The sequence below is a fragment of the Candidatus Acidiferrales bacterium genome (assembly GCA_035934015.1).
Taxonomy (GTDB): domain Bacteria; phylum Acidobacteriota; class Terriglobia; order Acidiferrales; family UBA7541; genus DAHUXN01.
In genome coordinates this window covers 289,684-307,940 of the sequence record DASYYH010000011.1, presented here as the reverse complement: position 1 = coordinate 307,940, position 18,257 = coordinate 289,684, and the positions used below count along the sequence as shown (strand labels likewise).

The following is an 18,257-nucleotide window of genomic DNA, read 5'->3' as shown; positions in this document are numbered from 1 at the left end:
TCATTCCACATTTCTTGCAGCACGTTTTGCATCCGATTGGCAGTGTTCCCGCGCCGCGGCCACAAAAGCTTTGGCGTTCTCAACAGGTGTCGCGGGCAAAATACCATGACCGAGATTCAAAATGTGGCCGGTGCCATTTGTCTTGCTCAACGCATCTCGCACTGCAGACCGGATGTTTTGCTCAGTGCTCAGAAGCACTGTTGGATCGACATTGCCTTGCAGAGCGACGTTCGGGCCGCAGCGCGCGCGCGCTTCAGCCAGGTCCGTCCGCCAATCCACGCTCAATACCGAAGCTCCCGAGCGCGCCAAAGCGCCCAATAAATGCGCCCCATTCTTCGCATAAAGAATTACAGGCGTATTTCCGGGATCGAGTTTTTCGATGAGCACTTGAGTTGGGCGAAGCCCGAACTCTTCATAATCGTGCGCAGATAGTTCGCCGGCCCAGGTATCAAAAATCTGCACTGCCGTGGCTCCTGCATCGATTTGCATTTTGAGATAACGCGCTGTGACATCCGCGATTTTGCAGAGCAATTCTCGAAGCAGTGCGGGTTCCGTATACATCATGCGCTTGATGACGGAAAGCTCGCCGCGCGTGCGCCCCTCGACGAGGTAGCAAGCCAGCGTCCACGGCGCCGCGGCGAATCCGAGAACAGGCACGTCTGGTCCCGCGTTAAGCCGGATGACGCGAATGGCGTCGCCGACAAACTTCGTTTCACGTTCCGCGTCAAATGTCTTCAGTGCTTTGACTCCGTCGCTATTGAGAACAAGCTTTCCAAGTTTCGGTCCATCATCATTGATTTCGAGATGCACGCCCATCGCCTCAGCGACAACAAGAATGTCCGAAAAAACGATGATTGCATCGACATCGAGTACGTTATACGGCTCGACGGAAACCTCAGCCGCTAGTTCAGGCGTCTTGGCCAATTCGAGGAATGAATATCGTTCGCGAAGTTTCTGGTAGCCGGGCAAATAGCGCCCCGCCTGCCGCATGATCCATACCGGCGCGCGTTCGGGACGCCCGCCGCGAGCGGCTTGAAGGAAAAGATCCTTCTTGGTAGTCGTCGATGACTGCACTGACCTCATAGAGCAGTATCCCTATTTCTATTTTATCAGAAGAATTTGTATGCGTCGCACGCACCCTGAGCCGCTCGAGAGCTTCGCTTTGCGCGGTTTGCGTTGACGCCATTTTCGCGATAGCCGCTTGTTGTGGCTCCTTGCAATCGGCGCTAAGATGACTATTTGCAGCGCATCGTGGAGTTTTTGACTCGGTGAATCCAAGCCAAATTGCGAGGTTTGTCCTTCTTCCATGAGACTCACCATGGACTTCACCGCATTGGTTCTTTATGCCGCCAGCTTCGCGTGCTATGCCGGTGGACTCTTTCGCGACCGCCGTTGGATCGGGAGACTGGCGACGCTGCTCTTGATTTTGGGGCTTGTCGTCCACTATTTCGCGCTTTTGGAGCGCTCGCGTGTAATTCACGCGGTTCCGTATGATGATTTGTATGGTTCGATGTCTCTTTTTGCGTGGCTGGTGGCTCTAACGTATCTGGGTCTGGAAATTTTGCATCGGCAGCGCGCTGTGGGATCTCTAGTCGTGCCCTTCGTCATTTTTTGGCTAGTGGTTGCGGTGGCGGTGGCACCCTCGGCAATTCATCATGCGCCTGTCGGCGATGAGGCGCTCTTTGCATTGCACATCACCATTGGTATTTGGGCCTACGCCGCGTTTGCCATCTCGTTCTTGCTGAGCTTAGTTTACCTTTTTCAGAATCGCGTCCTGCGTGGCGGACGTCTGGGACTGGCATTTTGGCGCTTTCCGCCGCTCGAAGTTCTCGAACGCATGAGCCGCTCCAGCGTCTGGATCGGCCTGGTTTTATTGCTTGTTGGAACAGCGCTAGGTTTTGTCTGGGAACATCATCTCACCGGCCAATTCGCCGTGGCTGACCCGAAGGTCTTGGTGACGCTTGCAGTTGTCGTCATCTATGCCATTTACCTTTCGGTTTTGCGTGCGCCGGCTTGGCGTGGAGCGCGTGCCGCATTTCTTTGCGCATGTAATTTTGTGCTTGTGCTCTTCAGCTACACGATTGTGAATGTCTATTTCACTCGTTTTCATCGCTTCTACTGATGACCACTGATTCCATTCGCGGAAGAGCTGAAGTCGGCGCAGGTGGACGGGTCGAAATTGCGCTCATTGGCTGCAATCATCGCACGGCACCGGTCGAGCTTCGCGAGCGAGTTGCCTTCACACCGGAGCAGGCGATTCGTGCGGCTTCGGAACTGCGCGGTCTGGGTTTAATCGAAGAGGCGGTGATCGTCTCGACGTGCAATCGCAGTGAACTGTATGGAGTGACCTCTGAATCGATCGAATCCACGCCGACCGCGTTGGCTTCGTTTTTGGCTGAGTTTCATAAGCTTTCGACCGTGGATCTCGACGGACGCCTCTATCGTTACGCCGGACCCGAGGCAATCAGGCATCTGTTTCGCGTTGCGTCGGGGCTCGATTCGCTCTTGCTGGGCGAAGCCGAAATTCTTGGCCAGGTTCGGGAGGCTTACAATCGCGCGCTCGAAAATGGTTCCACGGGGCCGGTTCTGAATCGCCTTTTCCAGAGCGCTTTGGAAGTCGGCAAACGCGTTCGCTCAGAGACGGAAATCGGAACGCGTCCCATGTCTGTGGCGCTTGCGGGGGTCAGGCTTGCGGAGCGCATCTTTGGCGATTTGAAGGGCCGCGAGGCTTTGATTGTCGGAGCGGGATCCGTGGCCGAGCAAGTGGTGGAGCATCTGCGGCTGCGGGGAATCGGCGAACTGCGAATGGTCAACCGTACCTTCTCACGAGCGCAGGAATTAGCGCAGCGGATGGGCGGGCATGCGCACGAATGGGCAAATCTGGAGCGGCAGCTCGAACAGCCCGACATCATCGTGACTTCCGTTTCTGGCTCGGAGCACGTGCTCACTCGCTCGATGATCGAAGCTGGCATGGCGGCGCGCTCCGGCCGGGCCATGTTCGTCATCGATTTGGGCGTGCCGCGCAATGTCGAGCCCGAAGCCGAGGGCCTCTACAACTTCTATCTCTTCAACATCGACCATCTCGGCGAAATCGTCGAACAGAACAAGAAATCCCGGGAAGGCGAGGTGCCGCGTGTCGAGGCGATTATCGCCGAGCATGTGGATAAATTCCTTTCTTGGCAATCGAGCCTTGAGGCTGCCAATTTGCTCGATGCATTGCGCGCACGCCTTGAAGCGGAACGGCGTTCTCTGCTCACGTCGCACTTTGCCAATGCGGGCGAGATGACGGAAAACGATCGCGCGCGGCTAGAAAAACTGACGGAAGACCTCATCCAGCGAATCGTGCAGGTTCCTTCCGGACGTCTGCGTCAGGCGCGAAAGCTGCACCGGCGCGTCGAAGGCCTCGCCGCTTTGCGTGAGGTTTTCGGTCTTGGCGATTCTGACGACGAGCCGAAATCATGAAACCGCTGCGAATTGGTACACGCGGCAGCAAGCTTGCGCTTTGGCAGGCAGAGCACGTCCGCGCCAAACTGCGGGAAGAAACAGATGTCGAATCGGAGATTGTGGTGATCAAGACTGCTGGCGACCGCTTCGCTTCCTCCGGAATCTCGGAAATCGGAGCAAAGGGAGTTTTCATCAAGGAAATTGAAGAGGCCTTGCTAAGCGGGCAAATCGACATAGCGGTGCATAGCATGAAGGATGTGCCCACTGACTTTTGTAGCGCATGCCGGATTTCGATTGGTTTCGCACGCGAAGACTCCCGGGACTGCTTGATCTCACGGAAAGGGGAGACGCTTGCCAAGCTCCGGCCCGGCGCTCGCGTTGGCACAAGCAGCGTCCGGCGCGCGTCACAGTTGAGGGCTTTTCGCCCGGACCTTGAAATTGTTCCGCTTCGTGGCAACGTGGATACGCGACTGCGCAAGCTTGATGCAGCAGAATACGATGCGGTCGTTGTTGCTAAGGCGGGGATCGAGCGTTTGGGCTTGTCGCCGCGAATCACGGAAATTCTGGCGCATGAGATCATGCTCCCCGCCCCCGGACAGGGTGCGCTCGGTATTGAATTCTGCGCAGATCAGGAAAATTTGTATAAACCATTTCTGGAGAAGCTCGAAGATTGGCCGACGGTTTGCTCTGTTCGTTGCGAGCGCGCCTTGCAGGATGAATTACAGGGAGGGTGCACGATTCCTCTGGGAGCTTGGGCGCGAATCGAGAACAGCCAAATGAAATTGGATGCTCGCGTACTCAACGTCGAGGGCACCGAATCCATTCATCGTCAGGCAGTGGGTTCTCCCGAAGCTTCTGAGCATATCGGCCGGGACCTGGCGCGCCGGCTCCTCGATGCGGGAGCTGATCGTCTGCTGCGTATTGCTGGGAGGATCGCCGGTGGAGGCTAAGGGGCCGCTTGCGGGCAAGCGCATTGTGATTACTCGCGCTGCGGGCCAGAGCGAAGGTCTGAGAATCATGCTGCGCACGGCCGGTGCGCAGGTGATCGAATTGCCGTGCGTCGAATTTCGCGAGGTCAGCGATGCGGATCCTCTCGATCAGGTGATTCGTTCGTTGAACCAATTTGATTGGCTTTTTTTCACCAGCCAGAATGCGGTGCGATTTTTTGCCCGCCGCATGCGTACTTTGAATTTAGCTCCTGCTCCCCCAGGTTCGCGCCATCATCGCGTTGCAGCAATTGGGCCGGCCACAGCCGAAGCCGCCGCCAACGAGGGATTTTCTGTGGATTTCGTGCCCCCTGCGGGCACTGGGCGTACCTTTGCCGCGAATTTCAAAGACTGTGTTCGCAGCGTCGCCGGCATGGAAGCGAGAAATCCCGCGGTGGAATTTGTTCAGGGATTGGCGGGCATGAAAATTCTCGTTCCGCGCAGCGATTTGGCCTTGCGAGAGCGCGCCGCCGCGGACTGGATGGAAGTGCTTGAGGAAGCTGGGGCGAAAGTCACGCCAGTCGTCGCCTATCGCACCTCGATGCCTGAGTCGCTCGCCGGCCCGGCGATGAATGGTATCCTTCAAAACGGTGCGGATTGCTTCATATTTGCCAGCCCTTCCGCTTTTCAGAACTTTGCAAAAGCTATCGATTCGGAAGCCCTTCGGCAATTCGGGACGAAGTCGGCCTTCGCGGCCATTGGCCCGACGACGGCAGCGGCGATTCGCGTGAGCGGGCTGCCATGCGCCATTGAAGCAACGGAATCGAATTCGAATGCACTGATCGATGCAATTGCCGAATATTTCCGGCGTTCGACGCGATCCGCAAATTCGCAAGGAGCAAAATACGCATGAGTTTTCCAATGCATCGCCCGCGCCGCCTGCGCCGCAATGAAGCGATTCGCAGCCTTGTGCGCGAAACACGGCCCTCGACGACTGGTCTTGTTTATCCGATGTTCGTTTGCCCCGGCACGGGCGTGCAGGCCGAGGTGAGTTCGATGCCCGGAATTGCACAGCAATCGGTGGATAAGCTCGTCGAAGAAGCGCGTGAAGTCGCCGACCTTGGCATTCCTGCGGTCATTCTTTTCGGTTTGCCCGAGCATAAGGACGAGAAGGGAAGTGAAGCCTATATCGCCTCCGGAGTTGTGCAGCGCGGCGTCGAGGCGATTCGCAAGGCGCGTCCGGATTTGGTGGTCATTACCGATGTGTGCCTCTGCGAATATACGAGCCACGGCCATTGCGGCGTGATCCGCAATCATGAAATTCTCAACGATCCCACGCTGGATTTGCTGGCAGAGATGGCCCTTTCTCACGCTCGCGCCGGTGCGCACATCGTCGCGCCATCGGACATGATGGATGGCCGCGTCGCAGCGATACGCCAGAAGCTTGATGCTTCGGGTTTTGCCGATGTGGCAATCCTTTCCTATGCCGCGAAGTATTGCTCCGGATTTTACGGGCCATTTCGCGAAGCCGCGCAATCCGCGCCGCAATCGGGCGACCGGCGCAGTTACCAGATGGATCCCGCGAATGCGCGCGAGGCGCTGAAGGAAGTTGCGCTCGATTTAGAAGAAGGCGCGGACATCATCATGGTTAAGCCCGCGCTACCTTATCTTGACATCGTCCATCGCGTCCGTGAAACGTTTGACGTACCGGTCGCTGCCTATAACGTGAGCGGAGAATATGCCATGGTGAAGGCTGCGGCGCGCAACGGGTGGATTGAAGAAAAACGTGTCGTGCTCGAAATCTTCACTTCCATTCAGCGTGCGGGCGCATCGATTGTGCTCACGTATCATGCCAAGGACGTGGCGCGCTGGCTGAAAGCCTGCTGAAAGGCGCGCCGCGAAGCGAAACTGATGGCCTCTCGCCCCGACATGAAAATTTCGAAAACCAATGAACTCATACAACGTGCCGAAGCATCGCTCGTCGACGGCGTAAACAGCCCTGTGCGAGCGTTTCGCTCCGTTGGCGGCGACCCACTGATTGTGGAACGCGCTTCAGGAGCACACATCTGGGATGTCGATGGTCGCGAATACATAGACTTTATCGGCTCATGGGGCGCTTTGATTTTGGGCCACGCGCATCCGGCGATTGTCGCTGCGATTCAAGAGCAAGCCGCGCGTGGAACGAGCTACGGCGTCACCACGGAATTGGAAATCGAGCTTGCCGAACGTGTGAAACGCGCGATCCCTTCCATCGAGAAAATTCGCTTCGTCAGCTCCGGCACGGAAGCGACGATGTCCGCTGTGCGTCTTGCCCGCGGTTTTACGAAGCGCGATTTGATTTTGAAATTCGACGGCTGCTACCACGGCCACGCGGACAGTTTCCTTTCCGAAGCCGGCTCGGGTCTCGCGACGCTCGGGATCGCTTCGAGTGCTGGCGTTCCCGAAGCGCTCGCTGCACTAACATTGAGCATTCCCTATAACGATCTGGCGGCCGTCGAGAAAATGTTTGTTACGCATAAGAACAAGATCGCTGCAGTGATTGTCGAGCCAATCGCGGCGAATATGGGCGTCGGTATGCCTGAGCCCGGATTTCTAGCGGGGCTGCGCGACATCACTCGGCGCGCCGAGGCGCTGCTGATTTTCGACGAAGTGATCACTGGATTTCGTCTGTGTTATGGGGGCGCGCAATCACTTTACAAAATAGAGCCTGACCTCACCACGCTGGGCAAAATCATTGGCGGCGGATTGCCCGTCGCTGCGTATGGCGGTCGCGCAGATATCATGAATCATGTCGCGCCATTGGGATCCGTATATCAGGCCGGCACGCTTTCTGGAAATCCGCTGGCCATGCGCGCGGGAATCGAAGTCTTGAAGCTCCTGAAAGTGCCAAAGTTCTACGAGAAATTGAACGTTCACGCGGCAAAATTCATGGATGAGATACGCCGCACCGTACAGGAATCTGGTGTACCAGCGCGGGTGAACTCAGCCGGAACGCTGGCAACGGTATTCTTCGCTTCGCAACCGGTCACTGATTACGCCAGCGCGAAAAAATCGAACACCCGCCATTATGCTGCGTTTTTCCGCGCCATGCTGGAACGCGGCATGCTCCTGGCGCCGTCGCAATTCGAGGCGCTATTCGTTTCCTCAGCTCACAGCGATGCCGACCTCCAACGCGCTGTGGTTGCAACGAAAGAGTCACTCAGGACGGTCGCGGCGCTCCCAGAGTGACGCCTAACTGCCCTGCGCACTGTCCTACTGGATCAGTTTATCCACAGGCGGGTTCACAAAATCATTCTTGTAGACTACTCCGCCCTTCATCACGAATTTCACATGTTCCAGCTGTGTGACGTCATCAAGCGGATTGTCATCCACGGCGATGATGTCCGCGTATTTGGTCGGATCAATCGCCCCGACACTTTTCGACCAAAGGTGTGTTGTGAAACGAGGGTTTGAGTATTCATCATCTTGTTTTCCGTTGGCGAGGCCGTAAGGTTCGTATGGGTCCATCACTTCGGCCGCGCCGAGCGTTGCCGCTTGAATGGCTTGCAGCGGTGTCATTCCGTACTTCACCATGGATTCGAACTCTTTCGCTTGTGTGCCATGCGGAAACGGTCCCGCGTCCGTTCCGAATGCGATTTTAATTCCGGCGGCGAGAGCTTTTTTGAAACTGGCTTCGTGTATGCTCGCCCGGCTCGCGGCGCCATCCGACGGTTTCAAGTCTTCTTTCGCAATAAGCTCGTAGACATAAAGCGTGGGCACAAGCCAAATTCCTTTAGCTTTCATCTGTTGAATATCGTAATCGCTCAAGTCGAGCCCATGTTCAATCGAATCCACGCCCGCGTCCACGCAATTGCGCAGTCCCGGATCGCTATAGGCATGGCACGCTACTTTAAGCCCCCAACGATGCGCCTCGCCCACAATGGCTTGCAGCTCCTCAGGCGTGAACGTGGGAGTGCTGACCATTTTTCCTTCCGCGGTAAATCGATAACCACCGGTTCCGTATACCTTTATGAAGTCCGCACCATATTTGATCTGTTGGCGCACAGCCTTGCGCGCTTCATCGGGTCCGTCGACGATCTGAACTCCGCTCGGCACATTGACCTCGGGCGAATATCCCAGCAAAGGGTAACTTCCCGTGACAGACATCGCGCGCGTGGCGACCCACAATCGTGGTCCGGGAATCAATCCGCGGAAAATTGCCATTTGGACGTCCACGTCGCTGTACATTGCGCCTTCGGTTTCGCAATCGCGCATTGATGTGAATCCAGCATCCAAGTCGCGCCATGCGTTTTTGATCGCTTCGATAGTGCGGTACTGATACGACTCTTTCAGAAGCTGCTCGTCGTAGCGGCCATTGTCTTCGCCGGTCAGGAAGATGTGCTCATGAGCGTCGATCAGCCCGGGCAAGACGTAAGCATGAGAAAGGTCGATGACCGTCGCACCCTCCGGAATCGTAATTTCGTCAGCCCTCGCCACACGGTCGATCTGGTCTCCCTGAATCAGGATGGTCATGTTGTCGAGAATTCGGCCCGAATGCACGTCTACCAATTTTCCAGCGCGGACAAACTCCTCCCTCGGCGTTTGCGCGGAACTGATGCTCGGAAAAACCACAAAAATGAGCAACGAAAGTTGTATTGCCGTCATGCGGCGCATTGGCCCTCCTGATACTCTTTGCGGCGCGCCGATTCTAATCCAAAGGGATGCCAGGGATTAAGCAAAGAAATCCGAACACAGGCCCGCCCCGCCAGTGGAAAATCATTTCTTCAATTCAACAAAAGACTTCTGTATTTTTCGACTGTCGAGTCGCTAGTACTTTCGTAAGTCACTGAAAGCGCCGCACGTACTAGCTCTGTGCCCTGGCTGTACCATTGCTCAGCTGTTCGCCAGGCGTGTCAAATGTCCTTGGGAGGCATTGGGTAATGGTTCTCGCAGTCGCATTGATGCTCTTTCAGTTCCCGGGCTCTACGGTTGCTCCTAGGGCATCCCAAACCCCTTCCACAGCCATTTCAACTACCGCTTCAAATAATTCGGCGCCTGCGACACCGGGCGTTGCCCATGCGGCCTCCGTTGCCAACGCCAGTCCCAAGCCCGTCCCTGACGGCGGCAGGCAATTGTCCAAATCGCCGGCATCCTTAACAACTTCTTCCGCAGCTGCCCAGCCCGACTCGGCCGCGACTGCAGCGCTATACGACTACTATCTTCCGCCTCCTCCGGCGTTTCGCCCCAAGCAAGAACCCACTGTCATTCCCAACGAACGCGCATGGCTCTTTCTGGGAGCGGCCGAACACAGTGCTGCGGGCTTTGACGCTTGGTCGACTCGGCGCGCCATTTCGCAGGGGCGCATCGAGACGGACCCTCTTATGCGCCCGTTCGCGAATTCAAATGCGATTTACGCCGCGATTCAGGTCGTACCTTTTGGCCTGGATTACGTCGCGCGCCGCATGGAGCACAGCTCCGGCTGGACACGCCATGTTTGGTGGGTTCCGCAATCGCTCGCCACAGCGACATTCCTCCTCAGCGGTTCTTACAACACGGCGCACACGCACTAGACTCAGTCACCGCGTTCCATAGCACTGTCCAGCATTTGCTTTTCTTTGGTTGTGAGCGAACGATAGTTTCCTTTTGGCAATTCTCCTAAAGCCAGCGGCCCAATCGCCACACGGACAAGGCGCAAAACTTCGATCCCCAGCGCTTCGAAGACTCTTCGTATCTGGCGATTTTTCCCCTCGTCGAGCACAATCATGAACCACGAATTTTTCTCTCCGCGCCGCAAAATCTCTGCGCGTTTCACGCGCAGCGGTTGGCCGCTTTCGCTCCGTACGCCTTTTTTAAGTCTTTCGATTATCCCCGCATCGGCTATGGCATTGACCTGTACGTGATACGTCTTGTCCAGATGCGTCTCCGGTGCGGTAACGCGAGATGCCCATTCGGAATCGTTCGTCAGCAGCAGGAGCCCTTCGCTCGCTTTATCGAGTCGTCCCACGGGCGCAACCCAAGCCATTCCGTCCGCTAATTTTGCATAGACCGTTTCGCGGCCCTTCTCATCGGCGGCCGTTGTGATGATCCCGCGTGGTTTGTTCAACATGAGGTAAACTCTGCCTTCGACGCGGATCTCTTTTCCATCCACCTCAATCGGATCGTGCTCAAACCGCACTGGAAACTCCGGATCGCGTTTCACGGTGTCATTGACTCGCACGCGCCCCGCCCGAATCAACTCAAACGCGCGCGAGCGCGAGCAATAGCCCATCTTGGAAAGCGCGCGCGCCAATCCGACGCGCCGGATTTTGTCTTTGTGAGCCAAGCGATATGTGCCGCGCATACGCAGGTCGGGAACGCAATTTTACAGGAAGAGGGACGCAAAGAACTGCGGAAATGACGAATCGGCCAAAGTCGTTTGAGAAAATGGCGGGGACGACGGGGCTCGAACCCGCGACCTCTGCCGTGACAGAATTTTCAGGGCCAAATCTAAGCTGTGGCCTGCCTTGCTTTTCTGCAACTTAGCATTTCCTCTTAGGGGCAAAAACGGCCGTTTTTGCTCCCAAGTTGCTCCCAAATTTTCAATCGAGGTGAACCCATGAAAGCGAAAATCATTCTGACAAGCATCGCGGTGCTGGCAATCGTGCTGATGCTCGCGGCTTACGTCTTGCTGTTCGGCGCGGGGCCGGGCGCAGGCGCAATCGTGCTGGCGCAATCGCCCGGCCAGATCGAGCTGGCCTGTCCATCGGGAAGCACCGTCATGCCGGGCTTTCAATCGCTCAACCCGGCAACGGGAAAATTTCGGCAGCAAGCATGTTTCAACCCGGCGACAGGGGTAATCACGCTGCAACCCGACGCTGTTGCGAACGCGATTCCGAGTTTGCCGATTAGCTTAACGGCTGGCGTCAGCGGCATCTTGCCGACAGCGAACGGCGGCACCGGAAACGCAACCGGGAACGCGGCGACGGCAACGGCGCTGGCGAGCGCGGGAACGAATTGCGGTGCGGGCAGCGCAGCAAGCGGCGTGGACGCCAGCGGCAACGCATTGAATTGCCTGACTCCCGCAAACGTCGGCGTGTTCGTGAGCGCAGCAACGAATTTCGGCGCAAGCGTCAGCACGTCGAATCTGGTAGCAAGCTTGCCGTCCGATGGAATCGTGTTTTTCGACGCAAGGCCAGTGCAAGTGACGGCGGGCGTGGGATGCAGTTCTTCGAGCAACACGGTGACTCCGCAATGGTCAATCGGCGCTGTAACCGGAGGATTCAACAGCGGCAGTTTTAGTCAGGTTTCGATTACTGGCAATGGTTCCGTGGGCACCGGAGCATCGCCAGCGACGGCAGATCAAATCGAGCAGGTTGCAAAGGCAGGGACGGCGGTTGGTATTGGCGCTATCAGCACTCTTGCGTCAACCGGATGTTCGACGGTGCCGCAGTACAGAATCTACGCGAAGGTGATCTACTGAAAATGAAACCGGGCATCCTAGCGACGCTGTTTCTCGCGCTGGCAATCCCGGCCAGCGGGCAAGAGAAAAAGAGAATCGTGCTGGACGTTGCCGGGCAAGCCGCAGCGTGGGCTGACATGGTGACGACTGCGCATGTGCTGGACAACGGAAACCGGGAAGCTGACCCCGTGGCCCGGACGTTCACCGCATTACCGCGTCCCGCGTACTTCGCCGTAGGTTCCGCGATGGCGTTTTCGCTGGACATCGTGGGCCAGAAGATGCGGCACTCTCGCCACAAGTGGGAGCGCAAAATATGGTGGCTTCCGCAAGTGGCGCAGATCGCGGCGAACGGAATCCTTGCCGCGCACAACGCGAGTCTTCAGGGGCAACCGGAGCAACAGACTGTAATCATCACGGCAGAGATGCGAACGAAAGGGGCCAAACGATGAGCAAAGTAGCGGTCACAGATTCGGCACCAACCGAAATCTTCGGCAAGCGCGACAATGACTTGCTGCTAGTGAATCAGACTCCGAACACGATGGTTTCCACGGCGGCGAGCGTGACAGGCGGGATAGCGACTATCTCGTTTACCGTGCTGCCGGGGTTCATTTTCGTAGAGATTGTGGGAACGTGGGTGTTTATCGCGGGCTTCACTGGCACCGATGCCGTGCTGAACGGCGCTTGGCAGCTTATCTCATTCGGCGCTGGCACGTTCAGTTTCAAAATCAATTCGGGCAACTTTAACGCCACGTCGAACGGAAAAATTTGGGACAGGGGCCTAATCGTCGTGTCCGATGAGTGGGCCGAACTGACCAAGAGCGTGCGCGGGCAACTGCCCGATGGATTGCTGATAGCGCCGGGAGGCGGGCAAATTCAATGGCCGCGCAGCCCGCGCAAGCTGTGGGCGCGGTCGGCGCTGTACGATGCTGAATTACAGGTTCAAGGTGGCGGCGCATGACGGTGCTTCGCAACCCGGATGACTTGCTCACGCGCACGTCGCAGCCCACGCAATCGAATCCCTTGCAGCGCATCTTCGCGTGGCTGTTCAGCGAGGGCTTGCCGATAGTCGCGTTTGTCGGTTTCGCGGCGCTGGTATACTTCTTCGGCAGCGCACGGACTCTGCCGCCAGAGGATGACGCGGAATGAGCGCGAGGCCGAGGCCGACGCGGAACTGCCGCAAGATTCGCGTGCTTCGGCTTCTGGCCGATGGCGTCGAGCGGACGGCGGCGCAGATCGGCGCGGCGCTGAGGCTCTTCGATTATGAGAGCGTGATGCACTCTCTGGCCGCGTATGCGAAATGGAGCCTAGTCCGAGCGCGGGCCGGGTGGACAGAGAACCGATGGCAGAGGTATCGCACGCGGTACTGGCGCATCACGCGCAAGGGCCGGGGCAGGCTGGCATGGCTCGAAAAATACATGCGCTGAGTTCTGAGCGCGTGCGTACGCACGCTCAGGCTGAGCATCTGAGGACAATACGCACGGAAAAGGACGAAATGAGCACTTGCGCAACCTAGTGTATAGTATGATACGCACAGCATTGAGTATTACGCACGGTGCGTACGCACGGATTGCGCACGATAAAGGCAAAAGGGCGGTAAAATAGGCCCATGTTTCGATGCACTCAATGCCCGTACCAGAGCGAGCGCTCAACCGATGTTCGCCGACACTATCGCCGGGTGCATCAGGGCTTGACAGCGGCAACCGGAATCAGGCAAGGGGAAACGGCGAGGCAGATCGCGCCGGAGCCGCCGCGTCCCGCGCAACTGGCGCGTCGCGTCGAGCGCGTCGAGCCGGAGCCGTCGCGGGAACTGGCGCGATACGCGCCGAGCGCGGGCCTGGCCGAGCTATCGGAACTGGACAGGCTGCGCGTGCAATTCCATTTTCTCTCCGCACTAGAAATCAAAATCGCAAGCGGGCTGGCGTCGCCGGGAGAACAGTTTCAATTCGAGCGCGGAAAAGCCGAGTACGACTGGTTGTACGATTCCATCGCAGCGGGCCGCGAGCGCGAAGGATTGACGGAAGAGAACATGCGCCTACGCGCGGAACTGGCCGAAGCGAAGCGGCAAGCGCAGCCGGGCTTGCTCACGCGCTTGCTTAATCCGAAACCAAACGGGAACGGGAACGGGCACGCGCCAGCGGAGATGCCCGCAGACTTCGAGCCGCAGGCAGCGGAAGAGTGTCGCCGCGAGTTATGGCGTCAGCGTCAGGAATGGGAGCGCGAGCGCATAGCCATCTTTGGGCGCTAGGAATCTGGCGTGGTTTTGCTGGCGGGCTTAATCAGTAAAGAGATTTTCCCTGCTTTCCCATGCGCGTTTGATTGTTCGGGCGCTGACGTTCTTGCCTCGTGTTCGGAATTGCTCCGCTACGCTCTCGAAAATGTCTCTCCATCTCTTGACTTCATTTCGTTTCAAGAGGAACGTGATCTGGTCGCACGCTTCCATTTTTTCTGCGGCGCTTAGAATCTCTCCGCGTCCTGGGCCTCCACGTCGTGGTAATCCTTTCAGCATATCTTTGAACCCCTTTCTGATGGCTGTCGCCATCTCTGGCACGGTGCTTTTCAGTTTGCGGCATACGGTCTCTATTTCTTCTTCACTGTACATGCGTTGTCCTTTGCTGCGCTGAAGGTTCCGCTTGAGCCTTTTGTTTAATGTGTAGATCAACGCTGCCTGTAGGATGGAGGTTTCGTTTTGCGGTTCGCCTTGGAGGGCTGCCCGGAAGTCACGTTCTGCTTTCTTGTCTGATATTCCGAATAGACCTGCCGTTGCGTCTGAAAGAGCTTCCGCGATTCGGTTCTTTGCATCTTGTGTGCTTAGTTTTTTAGTCATGGTCTATCCCCTTTGCCATAAACACGCGCAACTCATTATGGCCACTGAGGGGCCAAAATGTCAAGGTGGCTCTAATAGGGCCATATGTAAAAACAGTTGCGTCCGTGGCGAAAGGCTCTAAACTTTTGCTATGTCGGGAGCAATCCGAGATTCGGAGCGGTGGAGGGTACTTAAATGGCGCGTCACAAATTGACCTTGCGAGAGAGGCTGCATGGCGTTGAGTTGGCCGCGAAAAGTAGGCATACGCCTCCGCAGTTGGTTTTGGGCCTTCGGCGATACGCTCGGAAATTGCGGAAGGAATTGCGCCGTAGATCGCGGCGTCGTTGAAGTTTGAAAGGAACGGGCCGGGCAGCGAAGCTCTAGTTGAGACGCTAGCCCGGCCCGTAAGTTCGGAATCCGATGCGAAACGATTACCGCAAAACGTCCGGTGACGCAACCCCAAAGTTGCCGTCGCCTATGCTGTCGGCGGCGCGAGTCAAAGCCCGCGTCTCGCTGGCCGAGTACATCGAAGTATCGCTCAACATCCGGCTTCGCAAACGCGGGCGCAATCTGTGGATGCGCTGCCCATTCCATTCTGAGCGTCATCCGTCATTCGCCGTCCGGCCTGACCTGAATCTCTTCTACTGTTTCGGCTGTTCGCGTGGTGGCGACGTGTTCACGTTCGAGATGCTGCGCTCAAGCTGCGCATTCCCCGATGCGATCCGTCGCGTGGCCGAGTTCGCAGCCTTGAATCCAGCAGACTTATCTCTTCGCTGGAAGCCGGGCGAAGTATGTCCGCGCGTCGAGGGGTCAAAGGTTCGAGCGTTTTTTGCGAAGCCGCCGAAGGCGGCTGAGCCTGCCTTGCGAAGCAAGGCAGTAGGGCCGAAGGCCCGTAGCATGATTGGAAAGCGCATCGCGCTGCGCCAGATCGCCGGGCCGCGTGCAATTCCCGTTGGTAAGCTCCCGCCGCCAGCGTGCGCGGCTGACCGGGCTTCTTTACTTGAGACAACAGGATAACTGTGTCGAGCACAATTCACACTTCGGAGCAACTTTGGCACGACGCATCTTTCGTGCTGAGTCAGGAGCGTGCTCGCAATATGCGTTTCGCACGCGCTCGTCGGAAACAAGACGATGGCGAGTACGTTTCGGCTGAATCTGAGCGCGAGCGAGATGCAAAATATGACCGCGCACATCCGAAACCGAAGGGAAATCCTGATCGGGCGACGCCGAAGGCTTTCGATGCGAACGGTCAATGGCTCCCGCATCTCGCATCGCGCATTTCTCCACGTCAAAGTGAGCACGCGCACCTGCTCCTAGAAAATGGCCTCAAAGGAAAGGCACGCCGTCAGGCATGGTGCGGGATTCTGGCGCGGCCAGTGGATTGCGTCGAGAATCGGCAGCACCGATTTTTCCAGCGGTGCCGATGTTTCAATCGGTACTGCTCTACCTGCGGGCCTCTTTGTTTCCGCGAACTGTTCAATAAGCACAGCCGTCTTGCCGTGGTAGTTGAGAGATTGTTGCAGCATTCCGTGGCAGACCATCGGGAGCGCGTGCTGGCGAAACTGGACATTACGACAAAGAAGCTGGGCCGGATGCCGACGAGCGAGGAAGTGCGCGAGTTCAACCGTGATGTGCGGAAACTGTTTCGGGCCATCGAAAAGAAATTCGGAATCTCGCGCAAAGAGTACGGTGCATTGTGGTGCTGCGAGTTCGGACGCATGAATCAGAACCTACACGCGCACGCCGTCTACTGTGGCCTGCGGATTCCCCAAAGGGAATTGTCGCGTCTGTGGGCTGAGATTCGCGCTGATGGCTCGTTCATCATCTCGATTAAGCGTGCCGATTCTTTCGAGGCGGCGCTTTCTCATTGCCTGAAATATCCGAGCAAATTTTTCGATGCTTCGCCGTCGCGCCTTGTTGATCTGGAAGTTGCGTTTGACCGTGTACGTAGAGTTCATGCCGTCGCTGCCTTCTACAATCCGAAAATCGAACGTGAGCCGGGCGACGATGCGGGCCTGCTCAATGGCACATGCCCGATTTGTCGTTCGCTTCTCGGCGAGCCTTCGGGTAAGCGCGGATGGTTTTTTGCTGATGACCTAGAACGCGAGGGGCGACAGGATATAGAAAAACTTCGGGCATCCGTCAGTGTTCGCATGGCCGAATTTGAAACGCGAGTTGCTGTCGCGTTCGATCCATCCGGGACCGGGCCTCCGTGACGCTGACTCGCACAATTCGACTGGCGCAAGCTGCGGGGCGGCGGCGCGATGGTGTGTCTGGTGCTGGCGAAATGCTCGAAAGGGGCCGTCCTCTACCCCTACCCTTGCCTGAAAAATCGCTCAGCGGGCTTCCCGGCGCATCAGGCACGGCTAATTCGCGCTGTTCTAATACATCTAACTGTCTACGGGCGGTAACTGGCCTTGACGCGCGTGCTACCATTCGCCCCGCAGAAGCAAGGCGGGCCGCGGAGAAAGAGGAATCCGTGGCACGTCCGAGATGGCAAGGTGGTTGGATTTTTCAGAGGGGAAGGAAAAATCCCGTGTGGGTTGGCCGATTCCGAAAAGATTACATCGCCGATGATGGCTCGCGTCGCCGTCGCCAGTGCTCGATAGTCTTGGGCGCTGTGCGTGACCTCGGCAAGCGCGAGGCGTCGCGGCGATTGTCGGAACGGCTGGCCGAAATAAATCAGGGCAGACACAAGCCGGAAGTGATGCTCTCGTTCGAGCGTTTCGCGTTGGAGCGTTTCGAGCCGAACATCTATCCGACGTTGCGCGTTTCCACGGCGAACGGCTATCGCTGGACAATCCGGGCGTACTTGATTCCCGCGCTTGGAAAGCTGGCGCTGCCGGAGATCGGGACGGCAGACGTGCAAGTACTTCTCTCTTCGCTCTCGAAGAGGATTGCGCCGCGCACGGTCTTGTCGGTCAGGAATCGTCTGCGGAAAATGTTCGGCGTTGCGAAGAGTTGGGGTTACATCGCATCGAATCCAGCCGATGATGTCCAGTTGCCCGCGCTGGCCGACGTGAGGGAGAAGATCGTGCTCTCGCCGGAGCAAATGCGCCGATTGCTCGAAGAGTTGCCGGAGCCGCATCGCACGATGGCTCTGGTCGCCGTGCTCTCCGGGCTGCGGCGCGGGGAGTTGTTCGGGCTGCGATGGAAAAGCGTCAATTTCGCTGAGGGTTCGATTCTCGTTTGCGAATCGAACTACCACGGAGAGCAATCGCAGCCTAAGACTCGCGCATCGCGTCGCATCGTGTTCGTGGATGCCGTCGTGCTCGAAGCCTTGCGGAAAATTCAGCCGGAAGTTTTAGATCCAAACGGCTACGTTTTTTCGTCGGGCCGGGGTACGGCGCTTAACCCGGAGAATGTCCGTGCTCGCGTGCTCTATCCGGCATGTGACCGGGCCGGGCTTCCGCGCGTGGGCTGGCACAGTTTCCGGTACACTTACGCGACGTGGGGCAATGCGACCGGAGAGAATATCAAGGCGCTGCAAAATCAGTTGGGTCACACGGACCCGAAGGTGACGCTCTCGGTGTACACGCAGCCACAGCCGGAAGCGCAACGTCGGTTGGCGAGCAAAATCGCCGGGGTTTTGCTCCCGCTTGCTCCCAAATCCGGGGATGTTGGAGAGGTTGTCGTAAATGAAGAGTTGCCGATTCAATAACTTAAA

General features: G+C 57.3%; 20 protein-coding genes. 16 read left to right on the top strand and 4 right to left on the bottom strand.

Annotated features, from left to right (window positions below; genetic code table 11):
• Positions 1–1,083, bottom strand: a complete 1,083-nt coding sequence (hemE, locus tag VGR81_06425; protein HEV2288573.1) for a uroporphyrinogen decarboxylase — start codon at positions 1,081–1,083, stop codon at positions 1–3.
• Between the two features lie 223 nt (positions 1,084–1,306).
• Between hemE and ccsA the strand changes: the two genes are divergently transcribed.
• From ccsA to hemL, 6 genes are read left to right on the top strand one after another with little or no spacing between them, the layout of a single operon-like run.
• Positions 1,307–2,122, top strand: a complete 816-nt coding sequence (gene ccsA, locus VGR81_06420; protein ID HEV2288572.1) for a cytochrome c biogenesis protein CcsA — start codon at positions 1,307–1,309, stop codon at positions 2,120–2,122.
• The gene (gene hemA, locus VGR81_06415) at positions 2,122–3,462 is read left to right on the top strand and encodes a glutamyl-tRNA reductase (protein ID HEV2288571.1); all 1,341 of its coding nucleotides are present in this window, start codon (positions 2,122–2,124) and stop codon (positions 3,460–3,462) included. The genes ccsA and hemA overlap by 1 nt, the downstream gene beginning before the upstream one ends.
• A complete protein-coding gene (hemC, locus tag VGR81_06410) occupies positions 3,459–4,394 on the top strand; it encodes a hydroxymethylbilane synthase (GenBank protein HEV2288570.1) in 936 nt (311 codons plus the stop codon). The genes hemA and hemC overlap by 4 nt, the downstream gene beginning before the upstream one ends.
• On the top strand, positions 4,384–5,283 hold the full coding sequence (locus tag VGR81_06405) for a uroporphyrinogen-III synthase (protein HEV2288569.1): 900 nt from the start codon (positions 4,384–4,386) through the stop codon (positions 5,281–5,283). Before hemC ends, VGR81_06405 begins: the two co-directional genes overlap by 11 nt.
• Entirely contained in the window at positions 5,280–6,257 is a 978-nt protein-coding gene (gene hemB, locus VGR81_06400) for a porphobilinogen synthase (GenBank protein ID HEV2288568.1), read from the top strand. The genes VGR81_06405 and hemB overlap by 4 nt, the downstream gene beginning before the upstream one ends.
• A gap of 24 nt (positions 6,258–6,281) precedes the next feature.
• Entirely contained in the window at positions 6,282–7,598 is a 1,317-nt protein-coding gene (hemL, locus tag VGR81_06395; GenBank protein ID HEV2288567.1) for a glutamate-1-semialdehyde 2,1-aminomutase, read from the top strand.
• Positions 7,599–7,622: 24 nt separating this feature from the next.
• Here hemL and VGR81_06390 read toward each other — a convergent pair whose 3' ends face one another.
• Entirely contained in the window at positions 7,623–9,014 is a 1,392-nt protein-coding gene (locus VGR81_06390) for an amidohydrolase family protein (protein HEV2288566.1), read from the bottom strand.
• Positions 9,015–9,289: 275 nt separating this feature from the next.
• Between VGR81_06390 and VGR81_06385 the strand changes: the two genes are divergently transcribed.
• On the top strand, positions 9,290–9,919 hold the full coding sequence (locus tag VGR81_06385) for a hypothetical protein (protein HEV2288565.1): 630 nt from the start codon (positions 9,290–9,292) through the stop codon (positions 9,917–9,919).
• Positions 9,920–9,921: 2 nt separating this feature from the next.
• Here the strand turns inward: VGR81_06385 and VGR81_06380 are convergent, their stop codons facing one another.
• Positions 9,922–10,671 carry a pseudouridine synthase gene (locus VGR81_06380; protein ID HEV2288564.1) on the bottom strand — a complete coding sequence of 250 codons (750 nt, stop codon included), beginning with the start codon at positions 10,669–10,671 and terminating at the stop codon, positions 9,922–9,924.
• Between the two features lie 273 nt (positions 10,672–10,944).
• Between VGR81_06380 and VGR81_06375 the strand changes: the two genes are divergently transcribed.
• The 6 genes from VGR81_06375 to VGR81_06350 all read left to right on the top strand — a co-directional run bounded on the left by VGR81_06375 (position 10,945) and on the right by VGR81_06350 (position 14,032).
• A complete protein-coding gene (locus VGR81_06375; GenBank protein ID HEV2288563.1) occupies positions 10,945–11,808 on the top strand; it encodes a hypothetical protein in 864 nt (287 codons plus the stop codon).
• Positions 11,809–11,810: 2 nt separating this feature from the next.
• Complete coding sequence (locus VGR81_06370; GenBank protein HEV2288562.1) at positions 11,811–12,236, top strand: hypothetical protein; 426 nt, start codon at positions 11,811–11,813, stop codon at positions 12,234–12,236.
• Positions 12,233–12,745 carry a hypothetical protein gene (locus tag VGR81_06365; GenBank protein HEV2288561.1) on the top strand — a complete coding sequence of 171 codons (513 nt, stop codon included), beginning with the start codon at positions 12,233–12,235 and terminating at the stop codon, positions 12,743–12,745. Before VGR81_06370 ends, VGR81_06365 begins: the two co-directional genes overlap by 4 nt.
• Positions 12,742–12,933 carry a hypothetical protein gene (locus tag VGR81_06360; protein HEV2288560.1) on the top strand — a complete coding sequence of 64 codons (192 nt, stop codon included), beginning with the start codon at positions 12,742–12,744 and terminating at the stop codon, positions 12,931–12,933. Before VGR81_06365 ends, VGR81_06360 begins: the two co-directional genes overlap by 4 nt.
• Positions 12,930–13,211 carry a hypothetical protein gene (locus VGR81_06355; GenBank protein HEV2288559.1) on the top strand — a complete coding sequence of 94 codons (282 nt, stop codon included), beginning with the start codon at positions 12,930–12,932 and terminating at the stop codon, positions 13,209–13,211. The genes VGR81_06360 and VGR81_06355 overlap by 4 nt, the downstream gene beginning before the upstream one ends.
• A 182-nt stretch (positions 13,212–13,393) precedes the next feature.
• Complete coding sequence (locus VGR81_06350; GenBank protein ID HEV2288558.1) at positions 13,394–14,032, top strand: hypothetical protein; 639 nt, start codon at positions 13,394–13,396, stop codon at positions 14,030–14,032.
• 27 nt (positions 14,033–14,059) lie between these two features.
• Here the strand turns inward: VGR81_06350 and VGR81_06345 are convergent, their stop codons facing one another.
• Positions 14,060–14,611: a hypothetical protein gene (locus VGR81_06345; GenBank protein ID HEV2288557.1), complete on the bottom strand. Its 552-nt coding sequence runs from the start codon at positions 14,609–14,611 to the stop codon at positions 14,060–14,062.
• 399 nt (positions 14,612–15,010) lie between these two features.
• Between VGR81_06345 and VGR81_06340 the strand changes: the two genes are divergently transcribed.
• The 3 genes from VGR81_06340 (at position 15,011) to VGR81_06330 (ending at position 18,251) form a co-directional block, all read left to right on the top strand.
• Positions 15,011–15,607 carry a CHC2 zinc finger domain-containing protein gene (locus VGR81_06340; protein ID HEV2288556.1) on the top strand — a complete coding sequence of 199 codons (597 nt, stop codon included), beginning with the start codon at positions 15,011–15,013 and terminating at the stop codon, positions 15,605–15,607.
• A 512-nt stretch (positions 15,608–16,119) separates the two neighbouring features.
• A complete protein-coding gene (locus VGR81_06335) occupies positions 16,120–16,806 on the top strand; it encodes a hypothetical protein (GenBank protein ID HEV2288555.1) in 687 nt (228 codons plus the stop codon).
• Between the two features lie 263 nt (positions 16,807–17,069).
• A complete protein-coding gene (locus VGR81_06330) occupies positions 17,070–18,251 on the top strand; it encodes a tyrosine-type recombinase/integrase (GenBank protein ID HEV2288554.1) in 1,182 nt (393 codons plus the stop codon).
• Positions 18,252–18,257: the final 6 nt, after the last annotated feature.

What these genes read in the sequence shown, in the direction of transcription:
- hemE (HEV2288573.1), bottom strand. Translation starts at nt 1,083, where the DNA reads ATGAGGTCAGTGCAGTCATCGACGACTACCAAGAAGGATCTTTTCCTT.
- ccsA (HEV2288572.1), top strand. Translation starts at nt 1,307, where the DNA reads ATGAGACTCACCATGGACTTCACCGCATTGGTTCTTTATGCCGCCAGC.
- hemA (HEV2288571.1), top strand. Translation starts at nt 2,122, where the DNA reads ATGACCACTGATTCCATTCGCGGAAGAGCTGAAGTCGGCGCAGGTGGA.
- hemC (HEV2288570.1), top strand. Translation starts at nt 3,459, where the DNA reads ATGAAACCGCTGCGAATTGGTACACGCGGCAGCAAGCTTGCGCTTTGG.
- hemB (HEV2288568.1), top strand. Translation starts at nt 5,280, where the DNA reads ATGAGTTTTCCAATGCATCGCCCGCGCCGCCTGCGCCGCAATGAAGCG.
- hemL (HEV2288567.1), top strand. Translation starts at nt 6,282, where the DNA reads ATGGCCTCTCGCCCCGACATGAAAATTTCGAAAACCAATGAACTCATA.
- VGR81_06390 (HEV2288566.1), bottom strand. Translation starts at nt 9,014, where the DNA reads ATGACGGCAATACAACTTTCGTTGCTCATTTTTGTGGTTTTTCCGAGC.
- VGR81_06385 (HEV2288565.1), top strand. Translation starts at nt 9,290, where the DNA reads ATGGTTCTCGCAGTCGCATTGATGCTCTTTCAGTTCCCGGGCTCTACG.
- VGR81_06375 (HEV2288563.1), top strand. Translation starts at nt 10,945, where the DNA reads ATGAAAGCGAAAATCATTCTGACAAGCATCGCGGTGCTGGCAATCGTG.
- VGR81_06370 (HEV2288562.1), top strand. Translation starts at nt 11,811, where the DNA reads ATGAAACCGGGCATCCTAGCGACGCTGTTTCTCGCGCTGGCAATCCCG.
- VGR81_06365 (HEV2288561.1), top strand. Translation starts at nt 12,233, where the DNA reads ATGAGCAAAGTAGCGGTCACAGATTCGGCACCAACCGAAATCTTCGGC.
- VGR81_06360 (HEV2288560.1), top strand. Translation starts at nt 12,742, where the DNA reads ATGACGGTGCTTCGCAACCCGGATGACTTGCTCACGCGCACGTCGCAG.
- VGR81_06355 (HEV2288559.1), top strand. Translation starts at nt 12,930, where the DNA reads ATGAGCGCGAGGCCGAGGCCGACGCGGAACTGCCGCAAGATTCGCGTG.
- VGR81_06350 (HEV2288558.1), top strand. Translation starts at nt 13,394, where the DNA reads ATGTTTCGATGCACTCAATGCCCGTACCAGAGCGAGCGCTCAACCGAT.
- VGR81_06345 (HEV2288557.1), bottom strand. Translation starts at nt 14,611, where the DNA reads ATGACTAAAAAACTAAGCACACAAGATGCAAAGAACCGAATCGCGGAA.
- VGR81_06340 (HEV2288556.1), top strand. Translation starts at nt 15,011, where the DNA reads ATGCGAAACGATTACCGCAAAACGTCCGGTGACGCAACCCCAAAGTTG.